Consider the following 26,156-nt stretch of genomic DNA (forward strand, 5'->3'; position numbering starts at 1 on the left):
TTCTCCGCGATATCGGCAGGGGCATGGGACAAAACCTTCAAAGTGGTGGGCGACTCCGGCCGATCGACCTGGCGCGCGGCCACGGCCTGTCCACGCAGGCGGTCAGGAACTACGAGGAGGCCGGCATCCTTCCGGCCGCCGAGCGCACACCCCACGGCTACCGCACCTATACCGCGCTGCACGCCGGGGCCCTGCGCGCGTTCCTTGCCCTGGTTCCCGGCCACGGCCACGCGACGGCGACGGCGATCATGCGGGCCGTGAACCAGGGCGCGGCCGACGAGGCGTTCCACCGCATCGACGAGAGTCACGCCCAGCTCCTCGACGACCGGCGGACCCTCCAGGCCGTGGAGAAGGCCCTGCGCGATCTGGAGCCCGCCCCGGCGCCCGGGCCCGGTGCGGGACCGGAGCCGGCCGCGGTGTCCGGGCCGCCCGGCTCCACGTTCATCGGGCCGCTGGCCCAGCAGCTCGGCATCCGGCCCGCGACGCTGCGCAAATGGGAGCGCGCCGGTCTGGTGCGCCCGCGCCGCGATCCGCGGACCGGATACCGCGTCTACGACGAGGCCGACGTACGAGACGCCCGGCTGGCCCACCAACTCCGGCGGGGCGGCCACCTGCTGGAGCAGATCGCCCCGCTGATCGCCCAGGTGCGGGCGGCCGGCGGGCTGGAGCCGCTGGAGGCGGCACTGCGCGACTGGCACGGCCGGCTGTCCGCCCGCGGACGGGCGATGCTGGCCGGGGCCGCGCAGTTGGAGGCGTACCTGCACGAGCACGGCTGAGCCGGTGTCCGTCAGCCGTCGGCGCGGCTCCGGGGGCCGGGCCGCTGCTCGCGCGCCCGAGGGGCGCGTCGGTCGAGCAGCTCGCCCCTAAGCGACCGTGAGCACGATCTTGCCCTGGATGTGCCCTCGGGCAGCGCGTTCGTGCGCGGCCCGGGCATCCGCGAGCGCGAACGTGCTGTCGATCGCGACGCGAACCGTGCCCGCGTCGAGCAGGCTTCCCAGTTCGGCGAGTTGCGCGCCGTTCGAGCGGACCTGGGTGGCCGTGACGGTGACGCCCAGCTTCGCGGTCTCTTCGTCGTCGAACTCGCCGAAGAACACGGGGAACTGGGAGCCGCCGCGCTTGAGCGTGCGCAGGAAGCGCCTGCTGTCGGGGCCGCCGACGGCGTCGAGTACGAGGTCGACGCCGCGCACGAGTTCCTCGGGGCGCCTCTTGGTGTAGTCGATGAACTGGTCGGCGCCGAGCTCGCGCAAAAACGATTCATGGGCGCCCGATGCCACCGCGATGACCTGTGCACCCTTCCATTTCGCCAGCTGGAGCGCCAAGTGCCCCACGCCGCCCGCGGCGCCGTTGATGAGCACCGTCGTGTCGGTGTCGAGTGGCACCGGGCGGTGCTTCGCCGCCTGGAAGGGCGACGGGTGATCGTGTCCGAGCTCGATCAGGAACTGCCATGCGGTGAGCCCGGCCATGGGCGCCCCGGCGGCGTGCACGTGATCGATACCGGGCGGCTTGAGTGCGAGGTCCGACGCGGGCGCGGCCACGTACTCGGCATAGGTGCTGCCGTCGAAGCTGGGGAAGCGAAGGAGGCCGAAGACCTCGTCACCGACGGCGAGACCGTCCACGTCCGCGGCGACGGCCTCGACGACACCCGACAGGTCGGTCCCCGGAATCACGGGCAGGCTGAACTTCGGCCTCGTCTCCTCAGGCAGATTGGACATCCCGTCGCGCAGGTACCAGTCGGGAGGATTGATGCCGGCCGCGTGGACGCGAACGAGCACCTCGCCCGGCCCCGGCTCGGGAATCGGCACCTCGTCGTAGCGCAGCACCTCTGGGCCGCCGTGCTCGTGGAGCCGGATCGCCCTCATCGTGTGTGTCGGCATCGTCTTCTCCTGCCCGCGCTGCGGGATAGGCTTATTCGGATCAGCGATCCACATAAGTGGACCACTGATCCGAATATATGGACCACTGATCCGGATAGTCAAGCAAGAGGGACAGATGCGGGCCGACGCCAGGAAGAACCGCGACCACCTGCTCGCAGTAGCGGGCACCGCCATCACCGAGCAGGACGTCGACGTGTCGCTGCGCGACATCGCGCGCAGGGCCGATGTCGGGCTCGCGACTCTGCTGCGGCACTTCCCCACGCGCGAGGCCCTGCTCGAGGCCCTGCTCCGCACGAGCTTCGACGAACTGACGGCCAAGGCAGCCGAACTCGAGACGTCGAACTCGCCCGAAGACGCTCTCGCTTCATGGCTGCGCGACTGCGTCGCGTGGACGACCGAGTACCGGGGCGTGACCGTGCTGATGGCAGCCGCCATCGAGGACACCGAATCAGCGCTCCACGCCTCGTGCGTCACCCTGCGCGCGGCCGGAGCGCGTCTCCTCACCCGCGCCCAGGCCGCGGGCACGGCGCGGACCGACATCGACGGCACCGATCTGTTCGCGCTGATCGCGGCGCTCGCCTGGCTCGGCGATCAGCCTTCGCTCGCGTCCCGCGCCGATCGCCTCTTCGCGGTTGTCGCGAGCGCGATTCTGACGTCCGCAGAGGCGCCACCACCGGCACAGTGATCTGCCCGGCCGGACAGCAGGGGGCGATGTGCGTCAGTTGGTGCCGGCGACCCACACGCGCACGGGGACCAGATCTCACCTGGACCGGGAACGCGGGATCTACGGCGCTGCCACCCGGGTGAGCACCAGGGACGGCGGCTTGTCCGGCGTGCGGAACTCCACCGTCTCCCGGCCGCCCGGGTAGAGCTGGATGCCGCCGATCTTGCCGAGTCCGCCGTCGTCGACCGTCAGGTAGACGAAGTCGCTGGACGCGTCGTTGTCGACGAACTCCCAGCGGCCGCTGAAGTCGGCGGGGCCGGGGAGCACGCCGGTCGACACATCAGTGGCGGAGAACGCCCCGTCGGACTCCAGCTGGATCTCGCCGCCGGTCGCGTCGTTGCGGTACACGCCGGGCAGTTCGTCGGCGTCGACCGAGTCCGTACACCCTGAGGCGAGTACCGCACAAGCGGTCAGGGCGGCGACAAGCCACTGCCCGCCCTTCCCCCTGATCATCACGGACTCAGCATATCGGCGTCGCGAACAGCCGGATCGTCGCTCTGGTCACGCCCCACCAGGCGGAACCAGGCCGGGCCGACCAGCCTCTCCTCCCCGTCAGGTCCCCGTCAGGTCCCCGTCAGGTCCCCGTCAGGCCGTACTGAGCGGATGCGCCGCCGTGGCCGAGCGCGGGGGCCAGGCGCGGGGGGCGAGGATGCCCAGGACGTAGGCGCGGGCGACGAGGGCGGGGCGGGTGGCGGCGCCCAGGATGTCCCGCAGGCGGCTGAGGTGGTAGTCGACCGTCTGCCGGGACAGCTTCAGCGAGGCGGCGATATCACTGTTGCTGCTGCCCTCCGCCAGGAGGGACAGGATGCGGATCTGGGCGGCGGTCAGCGAGGGGTGGGCCTCGTGGGCCAGGCTCTGATGGGTGACGACGGCCCAGACGTGCCGGGCGCGGGCGGCGGTATGGCCGACCGTGGTGAGGTGGAGCTGCGCGCGGCGCTGGCGCCCCTGGGCGTCGACGAGCACGGCGGAGGTCTCCACCCGTCTGGTGCGGCGGGCTATCAGGCCGTTCCATCCGCGGCGCAGCCGGTCGAGCTCGGGAGTGGGGGCGAGCAGGGTGTGCGCGCGGCGGCCGACCAGGTGGGGCAGGCTGAGCTGGACCAGCTCGGCCGCCGCCGCGCTCGCCTCGAGCACGCGCCCGTTGGCCGAGAGCAGTGCGCAGGGCACGCCGCTGTGGTCGCGCAGCGCCTGGAGGTTCTCCTCGGCTTCCCGCCGTTGGACCATGGCGCGGAGGTGGTCGGTGATGTCCACGTAGATCCCGGCGACGCAGGTCTGCGCGTTCTCCCGTACGGGGAAGCGGTGGCCCACCGCCTGGCCGACGCTGCCGTCCGGGCGGCGGTAGCCGAGGGTGTGGCGTACGGGCGTGCCCCGGGTGAGGATCTCCTGGTCGAGGGCGCGGAACTGGACGGCCTCGGCGGGGGCGTCGAAGTCCTCGATGCACTTGCCGGCGAGCTGTTGGGGCGTGGTGCCGTAGAGGTGGGCGTAGGCGTGGTTGGCCCACAGGTAGCGTCCGTGCCGGTCCCGGATGAAGGCGGCGGCCGGGGCCAGGTCGACGAGGTCCGCGAAGGCGGCGTACCGGCGCGGGGCGGTGGGGTGGGCGTCGACCTCCACCGCGAGGCCGCGCGTACGGCTGGGGGCGTGGTTCTCGTCCAGTGACGAGCTCACGTCGAAGGTGCGGCCGTCGAACCGGGCCTGCCAGCAGCCCTGCTGCGGTGGGTGCCCCGGGGCCGAGAGTTCCTGGTGCATCCGCTCCAGGAAGCGCTGCGCCGTGCCGGTGTCGGCGAAGGCGCCGCCTCCCCTCTCCAGCACCTGCCACGGCTGATCGACCTCCCACCAGAACACGGGAAGGTTCTCGAGCAGCGCCTTGAGGTTGGCATCGTCCACAGCGGTCTCTCCGTCCGTATACGGCTGGTTGACGCACAGTCACCACGCGATGCGTATCCCGTCCCGGTCGCGCACATGCTCGGTTCTCGGCCGAAGTGGCGGGCCGCCCGAGTGCGACGGCGCGACCGCGCGTCGGCCCGTGATCCCTCGCGCACCCCGCGGGCGGCCCAACGCGTGCTGGTACTCAGGCATTTGCCTGAGTCCACGGAGTCCCCCGTGGCGCCGCGGGCGCCTGTCGCCTGGTCTCCTTGAGTGTGCGGGTGAACACGCCCCGCGATGGACACGGGGTGATCTCCCCCGCGCTCTACGCGCGTCACCGACCCGTACGACGAGACGCACCAACCGGACGAATGGAGACGAACTTCAGTGAGCAAGGTGCTGTTAGTGCATGCCAAGGGTGGTCCGCCGCTCGGTCACGTCCTGTCCCGGACGGCCGCCAGGGCGGAAGTGCACCTGCTGGCGCTCAGCGCTCTTCCTCCCTCCGTGGCAGGCGCCGCCCACAGCCTGTGCGCCACGGTGGTGACACCGACCGATGCGCAGCGCTCCGACCTGGTGTCCCTGATCGTCTCGCAGGCCAGGGCCGTGGGCGCGGACGCGGTGCTCACCTTCTCCGAGTACGCGGTCGTGGCCGTCGCCGAGGCCTGCGAGGCGCTCGGCCTGGCCGGGGCCGGCAGCGCCGCCGCGCTCGCCCGCGACAAGCGTCTGATGCGGCGCACCTGGCAGCGACACGCCCTGCCGCAGCCCGCGTTCCGCCCCGTCGCCACGGAGGCGGACCTGCACGCGGCGGCCGATGCCCTGCCCTTCCCGCTGCTCCTCAAGGCGGCCTGGAGCGCGGGGTCCACCGCGCACCAGATCATCCGCTCCCCCCACGAGGTGTCCGGCGCCTGGCACCGCTCGCGGGAAGTGATGGCCGAATCGGCCCAGTTGGGGTACGCGGAGCTGCATGTCGCCGAGGCCGACACGGACTTCGTCGTCGAGCAGATCGTGACCGGCACCGCCGCGGACTGGTTCGACGAACCCGGCTGGGGCGATTACGTCAGCGTCGAGGGCGTCGTGGCGGACGGCGTCTTCCACCCGGTGTGCCTCAGCGGCCGGATGCCCACCGTCGAGCCGTTCACCGAACGCGCGGGCATCACCCCCGCCCTGCTGCCCCCGGACGCCCAGGACCGGATCGTGGCCCTGGCCCGGGAGGCCGTCGACGCCCTCGGCCTGCGCGACTGCGGCATCCACACCGAGATCAAGCTCGGCGCGGACGGCAGCATGTGGCTGATCGAGACGGCCGCCCGTTTCGGCGGCGCGATGACGGTGCCGCAGATCGAGGAGGTCTTCGGGCTGGACCTGGTCGGCATGCTCGTCGACCACCTCCTCGGCCACCGTGTCGCGTGGCCCGAGCAGGCCCTCACGCCGGAACAGGCACGCGGCGCGGCGGGCTCCCTGGTCGTCCTCGCGGTCGACGGACAGGGGAAGGCCTGGCCGGGCCGCAAGGTCTGGGACTTCTCCGCGGTCACCGCGGACGTGGCACTGAGCGGGGGCAGCGAGCTGTCGGTGGTCGCGGAGAGTTCGCTCGCCGACGGCGACGTCGTGCCGGTCTACGACCCTGCGGCGGGCGCCAACACCATGGCGGCCCTGTGCCTGCTCTCCGCCACCGACCCGGCCACCGTGCTGCGCGACTTCGAGACCTTGGTGGACGCCCTGCCCCGCGTCCTGCCCGCCGCACAGCCCGCGCAGGTGTCCCGATGACCGCCCAGCTGTTCAGCGGCGCCGCCGAACCGGTCGCGGACCGCACGGTCGTCGGCGAGAACCTCTCCCTGCCGCTCTTCCGTACGCTCTCGGGCGTCCTGGCCGGTCACCCCTACCTCAAGGTCGTCGTCGACCGTGCCGAGAACACCTGGCACCTCCTCGACACGGCCGCACACCCCTTCCACGTCAACTACATCGCCACCCGCATCCTGGGCATGGACCTGGCCGCGCTGGACGCGGAGTTGGACGCGTTCAACACCTCCGTCTACATGGACCCCGGGCGCCGCTTCCTGCTCGGCGTGCTGTCCCTGCACACCGAGCAGGACGCGGAGGGCCCCGAGCGCACCTTCCTCGTCCTGGAGACGACCGAAGCCGACACCATGCACGGCGAACTGCTCTGCCTCTTCTACGAGTTCGTCCGGGTCCGGGTCGACGGCAGGCTGCCGGTCCTGCTCAAGCCCGCCAACCACGGGCAGGAGGAGGCGCTGACGGCGATCAGCGAACTGCGCGTGCCGCGCATCCTGAGCCATGAGCTCTTCGGCTCCAGGACCCGCACGCCGCTGAACGTCGGCGAGGCCACCGGGCGACTGCGCTACTTCCGTACGCCCGAGCAGTACGCGGCGGCGGAGGACCTGCTCGGCTGGGCGGACATCGTGGCCATGCCATGCCTGCCCGACGACGTGCCCCGGGTGGCCGGTTTCCTCAACACCGCGCCGATCACCCCGCTGTCGCACACCAATGTCCTGGCCTCCGGCTGGGGCATACCCAACGCGATCGTGCGCGACCTGGACCACCTCGTCGAGCGGGACGGCCTGGACGAGGCGTGGGTGCGCTACCGCGTGCGCGAGGACGAGATCTCCCTGGAGCGGCTGGACCACGAGCCGGACCTGCAGGCCCCGGCCTGGCACCAGCAACGCATCCGCCTCGAACCGCCCCTGCTCGACGACACCCCGGTCCTGTCCCTGCACCGGCTGCGCAGTAGCGACCGGGACCGGTACGGCACCAAGGCGGCCAACCTCGGCGAGCTGCACCACGTACTCGACAGCAGGACGGCCGATCTCACCGCCTTCTACGGCCGGCCCCGCCCGCCGCGCCAGGACCTCCACGGGCACCTCGCGGCCCGGCTGGGCCTGCACGCGCCCTCCACGGCCGAACTGCGCGCCGGTGCCGCCGACTTCGTGGCCCGGACGGTCGGCGCGCCGGACGGCGTCGCGCTGCCCTTCGCGCTCCAGCAGCGTTTCCTCGCCTCCTCCCCCGCCCTCCAACAGGGCATCGGCAAGCTCAAGATGGCGCTCGAACTCGATGCCACCGACGTCCTGGACGCGCTGTGCCTGCAACTTCAGCACCTGATCCGGCACACGCCCCTCCCCGAGACGGTCGCCCGACAGATCAGCCAGGCTTTTCCCGCCAGCGAAGGCGCGCGTCCGCGTCTGGTGGTGCGCTCCTCGTCCAACGCCGAGGACCTTCCGGGCTTCTCCGCGGCGGGCGTCTACGACTCCGTCACCACCGTGCACGGCACCGGCGAACTCCTGGACGCCGTACGGCAGGTGTGGGCCTCCCTGGTGTCGCCCCGCAGCGTGCGCCTGCGCCACCAGGTGGGCATCTCCCTGGACGACACCTACATGGGCGTGATCATCCAGAAGTACGTGCCCGCCTCCCTCGGCGGTGTCCTGGTGACGTGCAACCCCACCCGCCGCGAGGACTTCCGCAACGTCTACCTCAACTGCTCCCCCGGCTCCCCCGAGCAGGTGGTCGACGGCTCGGTCCTGCCGCAGCAGTACCTCTACAACACGGTGGAGGGCGGCGGCCGCACCGTCGCCCTGGGCTCCTGGGGCGACGCGCTGTCCGCCGCCACCCGCGCCCGGCTCGCCGACCTGTCCCTGACCGGGCGGCTGTTGCAGTCCCACTTCAGCGGGCCGGACCTCGGTGGTGGTGAGGTGGACAAGCCGCTGGACATCGAGTGGCTGATGACCGAGCGGGGCGACTTCCGCCTGGTCCAGATCCGCCCGTACGCGCTGTGAGCCCGCGACCTGGGCGGGCGCGTCCCGGCAAGGAGGGGGGCGGCGGCCTGACGGACACAGCCCGCCGCATCATCCGGCTCAACTACGGCTTCCAGCTGCTCTTCAACCTGCTGTGGTGGATGCCGGTGTTCTACGCCTACCAGAAGGCCGCCGGCCTGACGGACGCGCAGATCTTCGGCATCCAGAGCATCTACTACGTGGCCTTCTGCCTGTTCGAGATCCCGACCGGGCTGATCGCCGACCGGATCGGCACCCGCAACTGCCTGCGGGCCGGGGCGGTGGTCATGACGGCGGCGAACCTGGCACCGGTGATCAGCGCCTCGTACACCGGATTCCTCGTCCACTTCCTGGCCATCGCCGCGGGCCGTTCGCTCACCTCAGGCGCGGCGAGCGCCTATCTGTACGACGGACTGCGGGCCGAGAACTGCGACGAGCACTACCTCAAGGCCGAAGGCACCGCGCGGGCCCTGGGCCTTGCCGCGAAAGTCGTGTGCTGGCCGCTGGTCGGCCCGTTGATGGCCCTCGCCCACGGGGCGCCGTACGTCCTCAGCGCCGCCAGCGCGGCGGGCTCCCTCGCCTGCGCCATCGCCCTGCCCCGGCTCGCGGGGCCGGGCCGCGGCGCGGAAAAGGCCGCGGCAGGGCGCAGGGGCGGCGCTTTCCTGCGGGACGCGGGCTCCGCGCTGCGCTGCGTCGCCTCCTCACGGTGGCTGGCGCTGGTGATGGTGCAGGGCGTCGCCGTCTTCACGCTCTCGCGGATCTGCCAGGTCAACCTCTTCCAGCCGATCCTGCTGGACCACGGCATCGCGGAGGCCTCGCACGGCGGCGTGCTTGCCGCGATGACGGTGGCGGAGGCGGTGGCCTCGGCCCGCCCCCAGTGGCTGAGCCGCCGTCTGCCACCGGTGGCCTGGGTCTCGATCCTCAGCCTCGCGCTCGCGGGCACGTTGGCGGCCATGACGCTCGGCGGGCCGTGGGCCGTGGTCGCGCTGCTCTGCCTGTTCGCCGCCGCGACCGGCTTCGCGTACCCCATCCAACGCAAGCTGGTGAACGACGCGGTGCCCGCGCACGCCCCGCGCGCCACGCTGCTGTCGATCGAGAGCATCGTGGACCGCGCGGTGTGCGCCCTGGCCGCGGTCGCCGCGGGCGCCTACCTCTCCGCCGGACACCTGGACGCCCTGCTGTGGCACAGCGCGCTCGCGACGGCGGTACTGCTCGGAGCCTTCCAACTGCTGCTGCGCAGCGGGGTGGTGAAGCGGGGCCAGGAGCCGCCGGTACCAACGGAGCTCCCGGCCGAGACCGGGGTGCCCGACACAACTGCCGTGGATGACGCAGCCGACGCGAACCGGCTGGCCGGAGGCGGGCGCGGCAGACCGCGGTCGGACATGTAGCCGCGGCGTGGATGCCTGCCCCGCTGACGTAAGCGCCCTGGGGGAACGTGTGTCAGCGGGGCAGGGTCATCATGACCCTGTCGGGGCTTACGCGGCCCCGTTTGGAGCGCCGGTAGGAACCCGGGTCTTGCGGGCCGCACATCGCGCCATCGATCGTCGTGTCCATGGAGATGCTGATGACCTGCCTGGTCTCGCTGGCCGGCGTGAACATCGTGCTGGGTCTGGTGACGCGGCCGTGGCGGCGGTCGGTGGAGGCTCGGACGGTCCGGCAGGTGCGGGCCTGGCCGGGGCTCGACGCGTACCACGCGGACCTGCTGAGCACCTCCGAACCGTTGTGCTCGACCGACCACCAACCCGGCAGGCTGCTGCTGAACTCCTCTCGCGCGGCCGCGGTGGCCGTCCGTCTGATGAGCGAGGACAAGCTGCTCGACCGGGACGGCATGAAGCTGACGGAGACCGCGGCTGAGCCGGCGCACCCGGTCACCGCGGCCGCGTTCCGCGCCATCGGCCGGTACCAGCATGTCCGCGACCGCACACGCGTCGGCGACATCGGCCGCGACCCCGCCTTCCAGACGGCCGTCCGCACTCATCTGAACGACCTCTTCGCCCACGCTCCCGCTGCCCGTCGCCACTTGGGCACCACGGTCAACCACCTGGCTCTCTGGTGCTACGGCCTCGGCGCGGCAGCCCCCGCCGTGCACGCCTTCTTCCTGCTGCGCCGCACCGACCCCAACGACCCCTACGTCCTCCAGGGCTCCTTCGTGCTGGCCTCACTCACCTTCGTGGCGGCGCTGATCGTGCTCACGGCCCAGGCCGGCAACACGTGGCACCCCCTCGGAGGCCTGGAAACCCCCACCGCCCTCAAGGACCTGGCCCACCCCGCGTCGCAGACCCCGTAGAGCTCACCGAAGGCGCCGGGGAGAGCCCCGGGGGGATGACGTCGGGGAAACGTGGGCCTGGTGCGGGTCGGGCAGAGTCTGGCGCGGGTCGGACAGAGCGGGAACGGCGGTCTCCCCTTCGCGCGAAGCTTGTGTTGGACTGTCCCGAGATAATCCGCACACGACAACGGCGGTGAATGCGATGCCTCTTGAGGGCCCGTACGACCCGAGTCCGGCGCAGTGGATACGCGAACAGGTCGAGCTGTATGAGAGTTCGGGTGGCACAGAGGGCACGACGCTCTGGGACACGGGCCTGCCGGTCGTCATCGTCACGATGCGCGGCGCGAAGAGCGGCAGGATCCGCAAGATTCCGCTGATGCGCGTGGAGCACGAGGGGCGGTACGCGGCGGTGGCGTCGAAGGCGGGCTTCCCGCGCCATCCGGTCTGGTACTTCAACCTCAAGGCCGCCCCGCAGGTGGATCTCCAGGACGGCCCCGAACGCCAGGGCATGATCGCCCGTGAGCTCACCGGGGACGAGAAGGCCCTGTGGTGGCAGCGGGCGGTCGCCGCGTATCCGCCGTACGCCGATTACCAGGAGAAGACCGACCGCGTGATCCCCGTCTTCGTACTCGAACCCGAGCACCTGGCCGGGCAGGCTTAGGCTCCGGGGCCGGGGCCGGGGCCGGCTCGTGTGAGGCGGGGCAACACTTCCGCCTCCACCGCCAACCCCCACCGCATGCGCACCCGCCTAGTCGGCTTCAGGCTTTCGGAGGGGCGCCGGAGGTGCTCCCGCGACGGCGGCGGCAGTCTCGGCCGGGGCGATGCGGCGCAGCAGGAAGCCGGCGGTCAAGGCCATGGCGAACATTCCCACCGCGTACACCGCGGAGGGAATGGCCATCCGGGTGCTGTCCAGCAGCGAGGGGCTGAGGGCGATCGCCATCGACAGCGTGGTGTTGTGCATGCCGATCTCGAAGCAGGTGGCGACGGACTGCCGGTGATCGCCGCGGGCCAGCCGGGTCGCGCCGTAGCCGACGGTCAGGGAGATCGCGCCGAAGAGGAAGACGACGAGGCCGACATCGGCGAGATAGCCGAGCACGTTCTCCCGCTCGGCGGCCAGCGCGGCGATGATGATGCCGACGAGCGCGGCGACCGCCGTCACCTTGACCGCCCGCGTGGAGCGCTCCGCGAACTCCGGACGGCGATGGCGGACCAGCATCCCCGCCGCGACCGGCACCAGCACGATGAGGAAGACCTGCAGTGTCTTGTCGAAGCGCAGTCCCAGCGCCTCGTCCGTGCCGGTCATGAAGTGGTCGAGCGAGAGATTCACGACGATCGGCAGGGTGACGACGGCGATGACCGAATTGATGGCGGTCAGCGTGATGTTGAGGGCGACGTCGCCGCCGAACAGATGGCTGAAGATGTTGGCCATCGTGCCGCCGGGAGAGGCCGCGAGCAGCATCATGCCGACGGCGAGCGCGGGACCCAGGTCGAAGGCCAGCACCAGGCCCAGACAGATGGCCGGCAACAGCACCAGCTGGCAGACGAGCGCGACGGCCACCGGCCGCGGATACGCCGCGATCCTGCGGAAGTCGGCCACCGTCAGGCCGAGTCCGAGACCGAACATGATCACGGCGAGGACGGCAGGCAGCAGATAGGTGGTCAGCGGCGAATCCACGGGAACAGACTCCGGGAGGCCGCGCGAAAAGTCCACGACCTTACCGAACGGCTCCCGCACGCTCGCCGCGGCACAGAGCGTGCGGGGCCCCGCGCCCGGAAGTTGAGTGAGACCGCCGTGGCGACCGATTTCGCCCGGTGCGCGGGGGTCGAGGGTGAGGGGGTCGTTCCGTCACAGCCCCGCCGGGTGCCACAGACCCTCCGGGAGCGTACGGACGTCGGTCAACGGGTCCGGTGGCCGAGGAGTTCGATCAGTCGGACCGGGAGGAACGCGGGCCTGTGGGGCCGGGCGACCTGGTACGGCACATAGCCGAGCGAGGCCGCGACGTTGACCTCTTCGGCCGTCTCCGCCTGGTAGACGAGGCGGCAGCGGCCCGAGCCGGCCTTCGCACGTTCCCAAAGGGCGGGCGCCGGTTTGCGTTCCGCCTCCGTGCGGGGCGTGAGAATCCGGTCGCCGAAGTCCCTCCAGGCGAAGGGCGCCGAGCCCCGCCACGTGGCATCGACCTCCTTCTTCAGCCGTGCGGCACGCTCGGCGTCGGTCGCGCCCCAGGAGGACGGAACGTTGGTGATCAGGCCGATCCTGATGTGCCGTTCACGCAGAGCTCGCAGATAGGAGGCCGCGCCGGGCTGATAGCTGGTACTGCCGGCGTCGGCGGTGTGCACCAGGGTCTCGCCCAGGTCGAAGTACACGACGGGGCAACCGCGTTCGGTACCCGCACGCGCGACGGCGGCCGTACCCGCACGCGCGACGGCGGTCGTTTCCGTGCCGCCGTCCGCCGCAGGCACAGCCGCACTCGCCGTGGCGCACAGCACGGTCGACGCCAGGGCCGTGCCGAGTGCGAGACTCGTGCGGACCGCCCCTGTGAAGACTGATCTGTTCATGGCGTCATCGCCCCTCTCCTGACGCACCACAAGAGTGCGGATGTCCAGTTCATGACATCCAGCCGCCGCAGGTGTCCCCTACGGCGCCCGAATGCCCGGCAGTTCTCTCATCGCTTCGCCGGTCTACCCCTGAACACCACGTACCACTCGGGCCCCGCATCACCGCCCTTGGAGGAGTTTCATCGCGAGTGCACCCCTGAAGGCACCCGCCATCGACTACTTGAGTGAAGGGGCCCTCTGAGGCCCGCCCCCCGAGACCACCGGAGCGAAGGCGATGATCGGATCAGAGAGCGAGGGCGAGTGACCGGCCACCCACCGGCGGAGCAAGATCCCGCCTTCCTCCGCTTCTTCCGCCGGCACCTTCGGGTCGGCATCGCCATCGGGCTGCGGCTGGGGCTGCGGCAGGCCGATGCGGAGGAGGCCACGAACGACGCCCTGGCCACGATCCACGACGGCTGGTGGATGTTCGAGAGCCCGGGGGCGATGTTCCACACCGTGCTGCGCCGCAGGGCCATCGAGCGCCTGCGCCAGGAGAACCGCAGGCTCGGCAAGGACAACCCGCACCGCAAAGTCGAGGACACCGGCGACCGGGGCGCCCTGTCCGCGCACATCATCGAGGACCCGCTCGCGCTCATCACCACACGGCAGCAGTTGTACGAAGTCCTCGCCCGGCTTCCGCACTCACAGCGGGTGAGCCTGTACCTCGGCTCCTGGGGATACGGGCCCGAGGAGCGAGCAGCCATCAAAGACATCCCCGTCAACACCGAGAAGTCGCACTACCGAAGGGCGACCGCCAGGGCGCGCACCATCATCACCGCCCACTACCCGGACTTGATAAGGGAGCCACGCACCCCCAGGACAACGCATAAGGAGGCAGGAGAATGACTTCGGACAGCGATTTCCCGCGTCAGGACGGCACCACCCCTGAACTCCCGCGCATCGTCCCGCCCGTCCAGATCCCGTTCCCGAAAGGCCGTGCGGAGGAGGGCCGTGCGGAGGATCCTGACCACTGCGACGCGGTGATCGAGGACATGCTGTTCCCCATCGTCCAAGAGCATCTGCTGGAGGAGCCGGGATTCGACGAACTCCCCTACGTCGACTACGACCGGCACTTGGCCGAAGTCCTGCGTCGGAGCGCGGGGCAGCGAGCGCGCAGGGAGGAGACCCAGGCTCTCGAGGAGGCGTTCGCCGCCCCGGCTGCCGAAAGCGAGATCCCCAAGCAGCAGCCGAGCGACCGGTTGATCATCACCCTGGACTCCACGAAGTACCCCGACCCTGCCCCCTTCGAGCGGACGGGCGGGCGCTCGAGGCAGTCGCGCAACGCCAACACGGTTCCCGGCACGGGCCGTTGGAGGCGCACGGTGCGTTTCGGCCTCAGCCTCGGTTGCGTCCTCGTCGCCGTAGCGGCCCTGGTGTTTTTCACCGCTCCGGGAGGGATCTTCCCCGTGGCGGCCCTGGTGGTCGCCAGCATGTGGTTCGGCGTGGCCTTTCGGAGGGCCATGGCGTCCATCCGGGCCACGGCCCGCACGGCCCGAGCAGCGCGCTACCTGCACGACGAGCAGAGCCGGAACGCGCGAAGCAGCCAGCTGATGCACGCCCGCCTCCTGCGTGAGATTCGCGAGCGGTCCCGCACGCGCCGCACCGTGCGCATCGTGACCGGAGAGAGCAACGTGAAGAAGCGGCCGTAGCAGACCGCTCCCTGCCCCAAGGTTCCCTACAGGACGAGCCGTTGAAGGAGACCGCTATGCCGTCCAAGCGTCGGGCGAAGCAGGACGCCGAGGCGATGGCGCAGCCCGACAAGTGCCATCTCCCCGCCCACGTCGCGGGCCCTACCACCACCCTGTTGAGAGGCGACGGCATGGGCGGCGCCACAGGAGGCGGCGCCGGGGCGCGACGGGTCGAAGTGAGCTTCCCCGCCCCGCGTTCCACCATCATTTCCGGAGGCAGCGCCGTGACGGGCGGCACCGGCCTCACCGTGGCCATCGCCACCGGCAACGTCGAGCCGGTCTATGTCTGGCCGTGCATCGTCCTGATCGCACTCGGCATGGCCTACGACCTCGGGCGCCGCGTGATCGACCGCTGGAAGAACGACAAGGACTCCCGTCAGGCCGCCCCAGCCAACCGGTAGCCCCCCGTACCAGCAGATGGTCCCGTAACGGAGCCCCGCCACAACGGCGGGGCTCCGCTGCCGAGCAGATCCGAAGGACCGCATCGGGGACGCGGACGCATGCGGCTGCGAGCAGGGCTGCACCTGCTGCTCGTGAACATCTCGTTGCCGGCCCACGTCCGCGCGGCCCCATCCGTCGATACTGACCGGGCGATCGAGGAACGGCGGCAGCGTCGGGAGCGGCAGGAGCGGCGGTGGACTGGACGATCTGGGCAGGGCTCGCGGCCGGCCTGCTGATCTCGACGCTGACCGCGCCCGTCGGTGTCTCCGGTGCGGTCTTCCTCCTCCCGGTCCAGCTCAGCGTCCTCGGGGTGCCCAGCCCCGCGGTCACACCGACGAACCTGCTGTTCAACGTGGTGGCCGGTCCTGGCGCCCTCTGGCGCTACCGTCGCGACGGCGCTCTGCGCGGCCGCCTCGCCCGGCGCCTCGTCGCCTGGACGCTGCCCGGCGTCATCCTCGGCGCCGCCATCCGGGTCTTCGCCCTTCCCGGCCCGCACGTCTTCCGCATGCTGGTCGCCGCCCTCCTGCTGCCACTGGGCACCTGGCTGTGTCTGCGCACCCTGCGTCCGCCCCCCGCCCGGCGGCATCCCCGCGCGGGCGAGCCGTCGGCGCCCGCGCTCGCCGCCCTGGCTCTGGCCGTCGGGGTGGTGGGCGGCATCTACGGGATCGGCGGCGGTTCCCTGCTCGGTCCCCTCCTCGCCGCGCGCGGCATGCCACTGGCCCGCCTCGCACCGGCCACGCTCGCCGCGACGTTCACCACCTCCGTCGCCGGGGCTGCCGCGTACGCCGTACTGGCCCCGGCGAGCTCCGGAGCCGTCGCACCGGACTGGCGGCTGGGCCTGGCCTGCGGCCTCGGCGGTCTGATCGGCGGCTACCTAGGCGCCCGCCTGCAACCTCGGCTCCCGGAAACCGCGTTGCGCCTGCTTCTGGGCCTCCTCGCCGCCGCCCTCGGCGCGCTGTACGCCGCCCAGAATCTGAACTGAGGCCGCCTACCCCGCCGTCGGCGTACGTCCCCCCTTCCGACACTCACACCGACCGGCCGAGGGGAAAGAGACCCGCCCTCAAGCGTCCGGTGGTGCCGGGTATCCGCCAAGTTCCGCCGCCAGTGCGGCTCCGGCGAAGGGGGCCGGCGCACCGGCCACCGTGACCGGTGCCGCCAGCAGGCCGGAGAGGCGGCCGCAGTGCGTGGCGCCCCAGCGGTCGGTGACCGCGGTGGCCTGGAGGAGGGTGAGGTTGCCGCGCACCGTGCCGGCGAGGACCGCCAGAACCACGAGCAGCGGGATCGGTCCGGGAACGAGGCCGAGGGCAGCCGTGGTGGCGCCGCCCAGCGCGATGAGGGCGACCGTGCGGTGGGTGACTCCCGTACACGAGCCAGAGTTGCGTACATCGTTCGGCCGAGGGTCTGGCCCGCGCCGCCCAGGCCGAGCGCCCACGCGGCGACGGAGGGAGCTGGCGCCGCGTTCTGTCAGGAGAGGTACGAGGGCGATGACGACCGCGTAGATCGCGAAGCCGTTGAGGGTGAGGGCGGCGGTCAGGAGCAGGGAGGGGCGGCTGCGGATGATCGACGCGCTGGTCGCGGTCTCCCGGTCGAACCGTGGCGCGGGGGTCGGCGGCCAGGGGGCCCGCAGGGCGAGGGCGTGGGCAGGGATGGTTACCGCGGCGAGGATCAGTGCCAGGAGGGCGTACGTCGTGCGTCAGTCGAAGTGGGCGGCGAGCGCGGCGGTGAGCGGGGCGAAGACGGTGGAGGCCAGCCCCCGGCGAGGGTGACGACGGTGAAGGCGCGGATTCTCTGCTCGCCCCACCAGCGGGTGATGGCGGCGAACGCGGGCTGGTAGAAGGTGGCGGCCATCGCGACTCCGGCCAGCAGCCACGCGGCGGTGAACGCGGTGGGGTTGGGCGCGCAGGCGATCGCGAGGATCGCGGCGACGGCAAGCACCGATCCACCGGTCATCACGGCGCGTGGGCCCCGCCGGTCCAGGGCGCGGCCCACGGGTATGTCGACCATCGCGGACACCAGCAGGGCTGCGGAGAATGCGGCGGTCGTCGAGGTCGTGGACCAGCCGGTGTCCGCCGGTCTACGGGAGTTGAGCACCGGGAAGGCGCAGTAGACGATCCCCCAGCTGGTGATCTGGGTGGCGCACAGCGCGGGCAACACGGCGCGCGGCCGCGACCGTTCCGGAACCGCTGTTCCGGCATCGGCCGCGGTCGCGTTCGCGTCGGCGTCGGTCAGCAGCCGCCCGATGTGGCGGCCGGGGCTCCGATGCCGATCTGGACGGTGGACGGGGTCGCGCAGCAGCCGCCGGACTCCTGGGCCTCGGCCGGGGCGGGCTCGTCGAAGAGGCCCGCGCCTCCGCAGACCCCGGTTTCCGGCAGGGTCAATTCCACGCGCTCTGCGGCCTCCTTGTCGCCGGCGAGGGCTGCGGCGATGGAGCGGACCTGCTCGTAGCCGGTCATGGCCAGGAAGGTCGGGGCGCGGCCGTAGCTCTTCATGCCGACCAGGTAGACGTCCTTCTCCGGGTGGGAGAGCTCACCCACGCCGTGCGGGTAGACGGTGCCGCAGGAGTGCTGGTTGGGGTCGATCAGCGGGGCCAGCTCGAGGGGGGCCTGGAGGCGCTCGTCGAGGCCCAGGCGCAGCTCGTCGAGGAAGGACAGGTCGGGGCGGAAGCCGGTGAGGACGATGACCTCGTCGACCGGGTCGAGACGGCGTCCGTCCTCGGCCACGAGCACCAGCTGCTCGCCGCGCCGCTCGACGGCGTCGGTGCGGAAGCCGGTGACGGCATCGGCGTGACCGTCGTCCACGGCTGCCTTGGCCGCCAGGCCCAGCGCGCCGCGGGCGGGCAGCTGGTCCGCCTCGCCGCCGCCGAAGGTCGAGCCGCCGATGCCGCGCCGCAGCACCCAGACCGCATGGGTGCCCGGGGTCTCCTTGGCGAGGTCGGCCAGGTAGGCGAGCGCGGTGAACGCGGAGGCGCCGGAGCCGATGACCGCGGTGTGCTTGCCCGCGTAACGGGCCCGGACGGCGGGGTCCTTGAGGTCGGGCACGCGGTAGGAGACGCGCGCGCCCGCGGTGCGCTCGCCGAGGGCGGGCAGGCCGTCGCCGCCGATGGGGCTGGGCGTGGACCAGGTGCCGGAGGCGTCGACGACGGCGCGGGCGACGAGCCGCTGCTCGCTGCCGTCGGCGTTCTGGATGTGCACGGTGAAGGGCTGCTGGTCGCGGTCGGCGTCGACGACACGGTCACGGCCCTGGCGGGAGACGCCGGTCACCGTCGCTCCGAAGCGGACCTTGTCGCCAAGGACGTCGGCCAGCGGCTGCAGGTACTTCTTGGCCCAGTCGCCGCCGGTGGGATAGGTCGCGCCGTCCGGCTTCACCCAGCCGGTGGGGGCAAGGAGCTTCTCGGCGGCGGGGTCGACGACTTCACCCCAGGTGGAGAACAGGCGCACGTGGCTCCACTCGCGCACAGCCGCACCAGCGCTGTCGCCCCCTTCCAGGACCAGGGGCTCGATGCCGCGCTCGACGAGGTGTGCGGCGGCAGCCAGTCCGATGGGGCCGGCGCCGATGACGATGACGGGGAGCTGCTGGATGCTCATGATGCTCGGTCTCCTCAAACGGGGTGGACTGGGTCAGCGTGCGTGAGGGAAGGCGGCCAGCTGGGTGCGCCGGCGGATCTCCGCGACTCGGGCGGCACGGTCGCTGACCTGGGCGAAGCTGTCGCAGAAGCTGACTCCGGCGAGGCGGCGCCCCCTTGTTTCGACATCCATCGATGTCATTCGATGCCTGGAGCTTGCCACTGGTATCGATGGGTGTCAACATAGACACATGTCGAAGTCGAAGGTTGTCGAACTGCCGGTGCTGGACACCGAGGCCGTGGTGCCGTGCTGCCCGCCGATCACCGCCGGGGAGCTCTCCCCTGAGGACGCCGAGCGAATGGCCGCCATGTTCAAGGCACTGGCCGACCCGGTGCGGCTGCGCCTGTTCTCCAAGGTCGCCTCGCATGCGGGCGGCGAGGCGTGCGTGTGCGACATCTCCGACGTCGGCGTCTCCCAGCCGACCGTCTCCCACCACCTGAAGAAGCTCAAGGACGCGGGCCTGCTGACCTCCGAGCGTCGCGGAACCTGGGTGTACTACAAGGTGGCGCCCTCCGTGGTCGCGGCGATGTCCGCCATGCTCGACCTACGCGTCTGACCCCAGCCGCCGGTCAGCTGCGGCCCGGCGGTCAGCAGCGCGCCAGGTAATCCTTCAGCGCGTCGAGGACGACCAAGTCGAGCTTCTTGCGGCGCAGGTGGCGATCGGCGGCGAACCCTGCCTGCCCGCCGCCGATCACCACCACGTCCGCCGTGTGCGTCACGGGGCCGTCGTCAGGCCTTGAGTGTTGAACTTCTTGCGCCAGGCCAGGGCGACGTACACCAGGCCGATCAGCACCGGGACTTCGATGAGCGGGCCGACCACGCCGGACAGCGCCTGGCCCGAGGTGACACCGAAGGTGGCAATCGCGACGGCGATGGCCAGCTCGAAGTTGTTGCCCGCGGCCGTGAACGCGAGGGTCGCGGTGCGGTCGTAGGCCAGGCCCAGGCCTTTGCCCAGCAGGAACGTGCCGAAGAACATGACGGCGAAGTACACCAGGAGCGGCAGCGCGATCCGTACGACGTCCAGCGGCTGCGAGGTGATGGTCTTCCCCTGGAGGGCGAAGAGGATGACGATGGTGAACAGGAGTCCGTACAGCGCCCACGGGCCGATCTTCGGAAGGAAGTTGGACTCGTACTTCGCCCGGCCCATCTTCTTCTCGCCGATGCGGCGGGTGAGGAATCCGGCCAGCAGTGGGATGCCGAGGAAGATGACGACGTTCAGCGCGATCTTCCACATGGAGATGTCGAGGTGCTCGCCGTCGCCCAGACCCAGCCAGCCCGGCAGCAGGTCGAGGTAGAGCCAGCCCAGCAGGCCGAACGCGATGACCTGGAAGACGGAGTTGAGGGCGACCAGGACGGCCGCGGCCTCGCGGTCGCCGCAGGCCAGATCGTTCCAGATGATGACCATGGCGATGCAGCGGGCCAGGCCGACGATGATCAGGCCGGTGCGGTATTCGGGCAGGTCCGGCAGGAAGATCCACGCGAGGGCGAACATGACGGCCGGGCCGACGATCCAGTTGATGACCAGCGAGGACGCCATCAGCTTCTTGTCGCCGGTGACCGTGTCGAGCCTGTCGTAGCGGACCTTGGCAAGGACCGGGTACATCATCACGAGCAGGCCGAGCGCAATCGGCAGCGAGATGCCGCCGACCTCGATCTTCGCCAGAGCGTCGTTCATGCCCGGGACCAGTCGGCCAAGGCCCAGGCCGACGGCCATGGCCAGCAGGATCCATACGGCCAGATAGCGGTCCAGGGTGGAGAGCTTGGCGACGATGCCGTCGCCGGACGGTGCCGCTGCCTGGTCGCTCCGCGGCGCCGTGTCGGTGCGGCTCATCAGCAGGCCCTCTTGTTGTCGGCCGCGGTGCGGGCGGAGGCGGCCAGCTCGGCGAACCGCCCGGAGAGAGAGGTCAGAACCTCGGGGCGCAGTTTGTAGTAGGTGAAGCGGCCGCACGGCTCGGTCTCCACCAGACCCGCCTCACGCAGCACCTTCATGTGGTTGGAGAGGTTGGTCTGCTTGGCGCCGGTCTCTTCCACCAGGTGGGTCGTGCAGAGCGTCTCCTGGGCGAGGAGGGTCACGATCTGCAGGCGGAGCGGGTCACCCAGCACCCGAATCACATCAGCATCGACTGAAGTCAGCATGGACTGATACTGTCACATCAGTTGGAGCTGATACCAGTCTAGGCTGAACCGTAGGGCCCGCCGGAAGGGGCCCCTGATGAAGGGTTCCCTGGTGACCGTCTCCCCCTCTTCCACGCACCTGCCTGGTGGGTGCTGTCCGAGCGGTTCGCCGGTGAATGCCTGGATGTCCTCGCCCATGCCTGGGGCACAGAAACCCGTTGACCACTCATAGCTACCGCTCATGCTTGTGAAGGAAGACGCCATGACCACCTCCCCTCTCGCCTCCGTGCTCTTCGTCTGCGTCCACAACGCAGGCCGCTCGCAGATGGCCGCCGGATTCCTCGACCACCTCGCGGGCGACCGGATCGAGGTCCGCTCCGCCGGGTCCGTCCCCGGCAACCAGGTCAACCCGGCGGCGGTCGAGGCCATGAGGGAGGTCGGTGTCGACATCTCCGCCCAGCAGCCGAAGGTCCTGACCACCGAAGCCGTTCAGGCGTCCGACTACGTCATCACCATGGGCTGCGGCGACGCCTGCCCGATCTTCCCCGGCAAGACGTACCTCGACTGGGCGCTGGATGACCCGGCCGGCCAGGGAGTCGTCGCCGTCCGCCCCATCCGCGACGAGATCAAGACCCGCATCGAGGCCCTCATCGCCGAGATCGACGCGCAGCGGACGGCGTAAGTCCGCTCTGTGTCAGTCAATTGTCGGCCGAAGGCCTTCTGTGGCGCGCACTAGGGGATCACCGTTCCGGGGCCGTTGTCGCCGCTCAGGTTCGCGCCGAACAACGCCTTCGCCGCCGGGGCCCCGATGTCCGTCGGGTTCTGCGCGGCCGAGTTCGAGGCCGTCGCGCCGGAGGCGGTGCCGCGCAGCAGCCACACCGCGCCGCCGTTCACGACGGTACCCAGGTTCTCGCCCGGCGCCCCCGCGAGCAGGTCCGCCTTGCCGTCCCGCGTCACGTCGAGCAGTCGTGCCGACCCGCCGAACACGTCGCCGGACTCCGCGACACCCGGTACGCCCGCCGTGTCCTGGTGGAAGGCCTGGGCGCCCTTGCCGGTGAGCCCGCCCTTGGCGCCCTTGAGCAGCACCACGGCGCCGGCCTTCGCCTTCGAACCGATCGCCTCGCCGGGGACGCCGACGGCCAGGTCGGGGTATCCGTCGCCGTTCGCGTCGCCTGCGCTCAGCCGGCCGCCGAACTGGTCGCCCTTCTCGTTGGCCCCGGGCACACCCGCCGTGTTCTGCGTGATCGTCTGCGTGCGGGTCTGGCTGGGGCCGGACGGCGAACCGTAGTAGATCTTGACGGTGCCGGGGTCCTCCTCGGTGCCCTCGGTGTCACCGTTGGGGAAGATCCGGGTGGCGAGGTCGGCGTAGCCGTCTTGGTCGAAGTCGGCGACGGCGGTGCCGGCCGAGGAGTTCAGGCGCTGCGGAACGGTGGAAAGGCCGTCCTTGGTGCCCAGCCACAACTTGCCGCCCTCGGCGTGGTTCTCGTAGACGTAGAACGTCGCGAGGTCCTCGATGCCGTCGCCGTTGAAGTCGCCCGCGGCGGTCGAGTTGATGGAGTTGTCGGTGCTGTACACCTTCACCTGCTGATCGCGGGTGGGGAGACCGTCCCGGCCGAAGGGGCCGTAGAGCACGTCGTGGTAGTCGTAGTCCTCGCCGTTGCCCATGAACAGATCCGGCTGCCCGTCGGCGTCGAAGTCGCCCGTGGTGATGTCGTCGCCGACCTGGGCGTTCGCCGGTGCGCCGATACGGACGGCGCCCTGACCGGAGATTCCGGCCTTTGCGCCCCACAGGACGATCACCGATCCGTTGACGTTGTTCTCCGGGCGGTAGTCACGGGCGACCGCCGCCAGGTCGGTCAGGCCGTCGCCGTCCAGGTCGCGGGAGATCATCTCGTAGCCGAAGACCTGGTTGTCGCCGGAGGCGCCGGGCACGCCGGGGGTGTCCTGGGTGATGACCGTGGTGCGCGCGGGGTCGAGGCCGTGCGCCGAGCCGTAGCTGATCGTGATGTAGCCGGCCGAGGCATGACCCCCGACCTTCGCGCCGGGAGCTGCGACGGCGACGTCCTGGTAGCCGTCGCCGTCGAAGTCCTCGCGCACGGTGGCGGCGGTGTCCTTCGCAGATGCGGTGCCGGCAACGATCGGCACGCTGAACGACCCGATCAGGGCGGCGGCCACGGCGGTCGATATGGCAGGTCGGCGGATGCCCACGGTTCCTCCTCGAAGCGCGAGCGATGTCGAGACGCGTGCGCGCAAATGTGATTCACCTGCGAGACACGCGGAAACGGCCGATGGTTGTGCGCTGAACGGCATTTGAACGGACCGGTGACCGATGAGGCTGGAGGAGGCAGGACTGATGCTCTGGTGAGGTCGTTGTGTCGCGCGCTGCGCCTCGACCGGCAGTCTCCCTCGGTGCTGCTGTTGCCGAAGGCCTGCTCGGCCGCCGTTGCCGCTGAGCGAGGTGGTGCCGGTGTCGTCGCCGATGGCGGCTTGTTCGCCCGTCGGCGGAGTGTCGGCGTACCGGAGCTGACGGCAAGCGACCGCGGCTGCACCTGCGGCGCCGGGCGCCTGCGGATCGGCCTGCCCGGAGGGCATCGCAGGGACCCGCATCGGGCCGGCAAGGACTCGCGGAGACTCACCTCGGGTCCGGCAGGTCCATCAGCGCGAGCTTGGCCGGGTCGATCGCCACCGTGATGTCGGTGATCCGGCCGTCGACGACGGTGAACGCGAGGACCGAGAGCGGGGTGCCGTCCTCGTGCCAGGACATGACCCCCGGGAGGCCGTTGACGAGCACCGTCCGCCCCTGTGTGGCTGCGCTGGCCGACAGTCGCGCACCGGCCGCGACCTTGGTGGCGCCGAGGGCGACCACGACGCCGGACGGGGTGTCGACGGTCAGTTTCACCTCGGGGTCGAGTACCCGCAGCAATCCCTCGAAGTCGCCGTGGCGAGCCGCCGTCAGGAACGCCTGGACCACCTCTCGCTGCTCGCGTCCGACTCCGTTCGGCCGCTCGACCGTCTGTACCTTCCTGCGGGCGCGGCTGGCGAGCATCTTGGTTGCGGCGGTGGACCTGCCGAGGATCTGGCCGATCTCGTCGAACGGCACCGCGAACAGGTCGTGCAGGACGAACGCCAGCCGCTCGCTCGGTCTCAGCGACTCCAGGACGACGAGCAGCGCGAGCCCGACCGAGTCGGCGAGCACCGCGTCGTCCTCGGGGGCAGGGCCGTCGTCGAGCGTCACGACGAGCTCGGACAGGCCGTCGTCGTAGGACGCCTCCGGGCGTGCCTGGCGCGAGCGCAGGACGTCGAGGCTGATCCGGCCGACCACCGTGGTCAGCCAGCCGGCGAGGTTGTGGATGGTCGCCGCGTCCTGGCGCGAGAGCCGCAACCACGCCTCCTGGACCACGTCCTCGGCATCGGCGTGCGATCCGAGCATGCGATGGGCGACCGCGCGCAACCGCTCGCGCTGGGCCTCGAACGTCTCGGCCACCGGGTCCATCGGGTCCACCGGGTCCACCGGGTCTATCCGGTCCACGGGGTCCCTCGGGTCCACCGGGCTGTCCATCGGGCTGGTGTCGGACATGTTGTTACCTTCCTCGGCTCTGCTCCGTCATGGGTGATGACGGGCCCGGAGGGGCGCAGGTAACCGAGCAGGCAACCGATGAAGGAGCAGGTCCGATGGAAGCACGCATGACAAGCCCGGCCAATCCCGATGTGATCACAGCGATCCAGCACCTCTACAAGGCGGTTCACGCCGGGGGCGTGGACGAGCAACTGCTGTCCCTGGTCCACTTGCGCGCCAGCCAGATCAACGGCTGCAGCCCCTGCGTCTTCGCCGGAATACAGTCGGCGAAGAAGGCCGGTGAGACAGAGGAGCGACTGCACAACGTGGTGGCGTGGCGCGAGACGCCCTTCTACACCGATGAGGAGCGCGCGGCCCTCGCCCTGACCGAGGCGGCCACTCGGCTCCAGGACGGAGCACCGGGGGTGACCGACGAGATCTGGGACGCCGCCGCCGACCACTTCAGCGAGGACCAACTGGGCGCGATCACCCTGGTGATCGCGATGACCAACTTCTTCAACCGGCTCAACCGGGCGGTCCGGGAGCAGGCCGGCAAGACCTGGTGAGTCGGGCGGGGCGTCGTCCCGCGACCGCGAACAGCCGTCGGTCGGGGCGCGGGATGTGTGGCCGGGTGGGGCGCCAGCGCTGTATCGCACCGGGTAGTGCCGTCTGTTGGGGCGGGTTGCGGCGCAGGCGAAACCGCATCACGGCCGTCACCCGCCTCGGCGCCCGGGGCATCCCCCGCCTCCAGCACGCCGTCGAGATCATCACCGCCATCGCGACCGCGTCTCTCCCGGCCTCCGGTTGGCGCCACATCGGACAGCCGCCAACGCGCCGGCCGCAGGCCGCCTCGGAGACACCGACCGAACGTTGCCGGGCCGATCAGCGTCGTAGTGGTAACCGTTCGTCAAGGGAGCCACCATGCCTGCCGCACGCTTCAGCCTCCACGCCGTGTCCACTGTGGCCCTGATCGCAGGGCTCATCGGCGCGACTGCCGCTTGCGGCACGGAGGCCTCCACCTCCACGCGCTCAGCGACGCAGAGCGAAGCCACCTGGAAGCAGCCCTCCTCGTACACCTACACGTTGAAGTCGAGCGAGGGGGAACGCTCCCTGCTCGGCACTCTCCGCGTGACCGTGCGCGACGGCAAGGTGACCAAGTCGGTCGGTCTCGACGAGAGCGGTCGGCGAGTGGTGAAGCAGCTGCCCGGTGAAGTACCCACCATCGCCGAGCTGTTGCGCGAGATGGAACAAGCCCGGCGCGACGGGGCGCACACGGCGGAGGCGAAGTACGCGGCCGACGGACACCCCGTGCGGATCTCGCTGGACTGGGACGAGAACGCGATCGACGACGAGGCCTTGTACGTCATCACCGCCTACGCACCCAGCGACGGCTAGGGGAGATGGGGCCCGAGAGGTATCCGGCGAGCCGCGAACGGTCACCGGCCGGGTCGATCGCTTTGGATCAGGTCCGGTGCCGACCCGACGACGCTTCCGCCGCCGGTCGGTCGTAGTGCACGAGGCGCCCGGAACCTTCCACTTCTGTACTGCCGTGATCCGATTCCGACGTCATCGGAATCTTTCTTGCCGGTCGGCACGTGGCGCGGCGGAGGGCGGCAGACTGCGGGTCCGTACCGC

The 26,156-nt window shown here is 70.9% G+C and carries 27 protein-coding genes and 1 pseudogene; 15 read left to right on the forward strand and 13 right to left on the reverse strand.

The features are described 5' to 3' along the window. Positions 1 to 23 precede the first annotated feature (23 nt). Positions 24 to 776, forward strand: a complete 753-nt coding sequence (locus ACIGXX_RS23660) for a TioE family transcriptional regulator (protein ID WP_399978451.1) — start codon at positions 24 to 26, stop codon at positions 774 to 776. Between the two features lie 87 nt (positions 777 to 863). Here ACIGXX_RS23660 and ACIGXX_RS23665 read toward each other — a convergent pair whose 3' ends face one another. Further along, on the reverse strand, positions 864 to 1,874 hold the full coding sequence (locus ACIGXX_RS23665) for an NADP-dependent oxidoreductase (RefSeq protein ID WP_399978454.1): 1,011 nt from the start codon (positions 1,872 to 1,874) through the stop codon (positions 864 to 866). Between the two features lie 115 nt (positions 1,875 to 1,989). Here ACIGXX_RS23665 and ACIGXX_RS23670 point away from each other — a divergent pair, with 115 nt between their 5' ends. Continuing rightward, entirely contained in the window at positions 1,990 to 2,559 is a 570-nt protein-coding gene (locus ACIGXX_RS23670) for a TetR/AcrR family transcriptional regulator (protein ID WP_351168156.1), read from the forward strand. Between the two features lie 99 nt (positions 2,560 to 2,658). Here the strand turns inward: ACIGXX_RS23670 and ACIGXX_RS23675 are convergent, their stop codons facing one another. Further along, complete coding sequence (locus tag ACIGXX_RS23675; RefSeq protein ID WP_351168283.1) at positions 2,659 to 3,051, reverse strand: hypothetical protein; 393 nt, start codon at positions 3,049 to 3,051, stop codon at positions 2,659 to 2,661. A 132-nt stretch (positions 3,052 to 3,183) separates the two neighbouring features. Continuing rightward, positions 3,184 to 4,479 carry a PAS domain S-box protein gene (locus ACIGXX_RS23680; RefSeq protein ID WP_366463091.1) on the reverse strand — a complete coding sequence of 432 codons (1,296 nt, stop codon included), beginning with the start codon at positions 4,477 to 4,479 and terminating at the stop codon, positions 3,184 to 3,186. A gap of 366 nt (positions 4,480 to 4,845) precedes the next feature. On the opposite strand from ACIGXX_RS23680, the gene ACIGXX_RS23685 reads away from it, so the two are divergent. The 5 genes from ACIGXX_RS23685 (at position 4,846) to ACIGXX_RS23705 (ending at position 11,164) form a co-directional block, all read left to right on the forward strand. Beyond that, positions 4,846 to 6,219 carry an acetyl-CoA carboxylase biotin carboxylase subunit family protein gene (locus ACIGXX_RS23685; RefSeq protein ID WP_399978458.1) on the forward strand — a complete coding sequence of 458 codons (1,374 nt, stop codon included), beginning with the start codon at positions 4,846 to 4,848 and terminating at the stop codon, positions 6,217 to 6,219. Next, positions 6,216 to 8,240, forward strand: a complete 2,025-nt coding sequence (locus tag ACIGXX_RS23690; RefSeq protein WP_399978460.1) for a PEP/pyruvate-binding domain-containing protein — start codon at positions 6,216 to 6,218, stop codon at positions 8,238 to 8,240. The genes ACIGXX_RS23685 and ACIGXX_RS23690 overlap by 4 nt, the downstream gene beginning before the upstream one ends. After that, entirely contained in the window at positions 8,237 to 9,625 is a 1,389-nt protein-coding gene (locus ACIGXX_RS23695; RefSeq protein WP_399978463.1) for an MFS transporter, read from the forward strand. The genes ACIGXX_RS23690 and ACIGXX_RS23695 overlap by 4 nt, the downstream gene beginning before the upstream one ends. Before the next feature lie 164 nt (positions 9,626 to 9,789). Continuing rightward, positions 9,790 to 10,524 (forward strand): hypothetical protein, encoded by a 735-nt coding sequence (locus tag ACIGXX_RS23700; RefSeq protein WP_366463094.1) that lies wholly within the window; start codon positions 9,790 to 9,792, stop codon positions 10,522 to 10,524. 181 nt (positions 10,525 to 10,705) lie between these two features. Next, the gene (locus ACIGXX_RS23705; protein ID WP_351168166.1) at positions 10,706 to 11,164 is read left to right on the forward strand and encodes a nitroreductase family deazaflavin-dependent oxidoreductase; all 459 of its coding nucleotides are present in this window, start codon (positions 10,706 to 10,708) and stop codon (positions 11,162 to 11,164) included. Between the two features lie 87 nt (positions 11,165 to 11,251). Here ACIGXX_RS23705 and ACIGXX_RS23710 read toward each other — a convergent pair whose 3' ends face one another. Both ACIGXX_RS23710 and ACIGXX_RS23715 read right to left on the reverse strand, forming a co-directional pair. Then, positions 11,252 to 12,178, reverse strand: a complete 927-nt coding sequence (locus tag ACIGXX_RS23710) for a bile acid:sodium symporter family protein (protein ID WP_351168168.1) — start codon at positions 12,176 to 12,178, stop codon at positions 11,252 to 11,254. Positions 12,179 to 12,399: 221 nt separating this feature from the next. Further along, a complete protein-coding gene (locus ACIGXX_RS23715; protein ID WP_399978468.1) occupies positions 12,400 to 13,059 on the reverse strand; it encodes a hypothetical protein in 660 nt (219 codons plus the stop codon). Positions 13,060 to 13,359: 300 nt separating this feature from the next. On the opposite strand from ACIGXX_RS23715, the gene ACIGXX_RS23720 reads away from it, so the two are divergent. The 4 genes from ACIGXX_RS23720 (at position 13,360) to ACIGXX_RS23735 (ending at position 16,209) form a co-directional block, all read left to right on the forward strand. Further along, complete coding sequence (locus ACIGXX_RS23720) at positions 13,360 to 13,944, forward strand: RNA polymerase sigma factor (RefSeq protein ID WP_399978471.1); 585 nt, start codon at positions 13,360 to 13,362, stop codon at positions 13,942 to 13,944. Next, positions 13,941 to 14,747, forward strand: coding sequence for a hypothetical protein (locus ACIGXX_RS23725; protein WP_399978474.1), 807 nt, complete (start codon positions 13,941 to 13,943; stop codon positions 14,745 to 14,747). Before ACIGXX_RS23720 ends, ACIGXX_RS23725 begins: the two co-directional genes overlap by 4 nt. Positions 14,748 to 14,803: 56 nt before the next feature. Further along, positions 14,804 to 15,187, forward strand: coding sequence for a hypothetical protein (locus ACIGXX_RS23730; RefSeq protein WP_399978477.1), 384 nt, complete (start codon positions 14,804 to 14,806; stop codon positions 15,185 to 15,187). A 233-nt stretch (positions 15,188 to 15,420) separates the two neighbouring features. Next, entirely contained in the window at positions 15,421 to 16,209 is a 789-nt protein-coding gene (locus ACIGXX_RS23735) for a sulfite exporter TauE/SafE family protein (RefSeq protein ID WP_399978480.1), read from the forward strand. A gap of 96 nt (positions 16,210 to 16,305) precedes the next feature. Here ACIGXX_RS23735 and ACIGXX_RS23740 read toward each other — a convergent pair. The 3 genes and pseudogenes from ACIGXX_RS23740 to ACIGXX_RS23750 form a co-directional block, all read right to left on the reverse strand. After that, positions 16,306 to 17,456: pseudogene (locus ACIGXX_RS23740) on the reverse strand (MFS transporter); the annotation flags it as partial. After that, entirely contained in the window at positions 17,453 to 18,811 is a 1,359-nt protein-coding gene (locus ACIGXX_RS23745) for an NAD(P)-binding domain-containing protein (RefSeq protein WP_399978484.1), read from the reverse strand. The pseudogene ACIGXX_RS23740 and the gene ACIGXX_RS23745, both read right to left, overlap by 4 nt. A 33-nt stretch (positions 18,812 to 18,844) precedes the next feature. Next, positions 18,845 to 18,982: a hypothetical protein gene (locus ACIGXX_RS23750; RefSeq protein WP_399978487.1), complete on the reverse strand. Its 138-nt coding sequence runs from the start codon at positions 18,980 to 18,982 to the stop codon at positions 18,845 to 18,847. Between the two features lie 58 nt (positions 18,983 to 19,040). Between ACIGXX_RS23750 and ACIGXX_RS23755 the strand changes: the two genes are divergently transcribed. After that, positions 19,041 to 19,406: a metalloregulator ArsR/SmtB family transcription factor gene (locus ACIGXX_RS23755; protein WP_351168182.1), complete on the forward strand. Its 366-nt coding sequence runs from the start codon at positions 19,041 to 19,043 to the stop codon at positions 19,404 to 19,406. A 31-nt stretch (positions 19,407 to 19,437) separates the two neighbouring features. Here ACIGXX_RS23755 and ACIGXX_RS23760 read toward each other — a convergent pair whose 3' ends face one another. The 3 genes from ACIGXX_RS23760 to ACIGXX_RS23770 are packed head-to-tail and all read right to left on the reverse strand — an operon-like array spanning position 19,438 to position 20,986. Continuing rightward, positions 19,438 to 19,569, reverse strand: a complete 132-nt coding sequence (locus ACIGXX_RS23760) for a hypothetical protein (protein ID WP_351168184.1) — start codon at positions 19,567 to 19,569, stop codon at positions 19,438 to 19,440. After that, positions 19,566 to 20,681, reverse strand: coding sequence for an ACR3 family arsenite efflux transporter (arsB, locus tag ACIGXX_RS23765; protein ID WP_351168186.1), 1,116 nt, complete (start codon positions 20,679 to 20,681; stop codon positions 19,566 to 19,568). Before arsB ends, ACIGXX_RS23760 begins: the two co-directional genes overlap by 4 nt. Continuing rightward, a complete protein-coding gene (locus tag ACIGXX_RS23770) occupies positions 20,681 to 20,986 on the reverse strand; it encodes a metalloregulator ArsR/SmtB family transcription factor (protein ID WP_351168188.1) in 306 nt (101 codons plus the stop codon). Before ACIGXX_RS23770 ends, arsB begins: the two co-directional genes overlap by 1 nt. Positions 20,987 to 21,227: 241 nt before the next feature. Here ACIGXX_RS23770 and ACIGXX_RS23775 point away from each other — a divergent pair, with 241 nt between their 5' ends. Next, positions 21,228 to 21,647, forward strand: a complete 420-nt coding sequence (locus ACIGXX_RS23775; protein WP_351168190.1) for an arsenate reductase ArsC — start codon at positions 21,228 to 21,230, stop codon at positions 21,645 to 21,647. Positions 21,648 to 21,697: 50 nt separating this feature from the next. Here ACIGXX_RS23775 and ACIGXX_RS23780 read toward each other — a convergent pair whose 3' ends face one another. Beyond that, positions 21,698 to 23,173, reverse strand: coding sequence for an FG-GAP-like repeat-containing protein (locus ACIGXX_RS23780; protein ID WP_399978494.1), 1,476 nt, complete (start codon positions 23,171 to 23,173; stop codon positions 21,698 to 21,700). Positions 23,174 to 23,597: 424 nt separating this feature from the next. Then, the gene (locus ACIGXX_RS23785) at positions 23,598 to 24,458 is read right to left on the reverse strand and encodes a sigma-70 family RNA polymerase sigma factor (RefSeq protein ID WP_399978971.1); all 861 of its coding nucleotides are present in this window, start codon (positions 24,456 to 24,458) and stop codon (positions 23,598 to 23,600) included. Between the two features lie 179 nt (positions 24,459 to 24,637). On the opposite strand from ACIGXX_RS23785, the gene ACIGXX_RS23790 reads away from it, so the two are divergent. Together ACIGXX_RS23790 and ACIGXX_RS23795 are read left to right on the forward strand one after the other, a co-directional pair. Next, a complete protein-coding gene (locus ACIGXX_RS23790) occupies positions 24,638 to 25,087 on the forward strand; it encodes a carboxymuconolactone decarboxylase family protein (protein WP_399978497.1) in 450 nt (149 codons plus the stop codon). Between the two features lie 355 nt (positions 25,088 to 25,442). Next, entirely contained in the window at positions 25,443 to 25,916 is a 474-nt protein-coding gene (locus ACIGXX_RS23795; protein ID WP_399978500.1) for a DUF6174 domain-containing protein, read from the forward strand. Positions 25,917 to 26,156 lie beyond the last annotated feature (240 nt).

The sequence above is a fragment of the Streptomyces sp. NPDC055243 genome (assembly GCF_044544025.1).
Classification (GTDB): domain Bacteria; phylum Actinomycetota; class Actinomycetes; order Streptomycetales; family Streptomycetaceae; genus Streptomyces.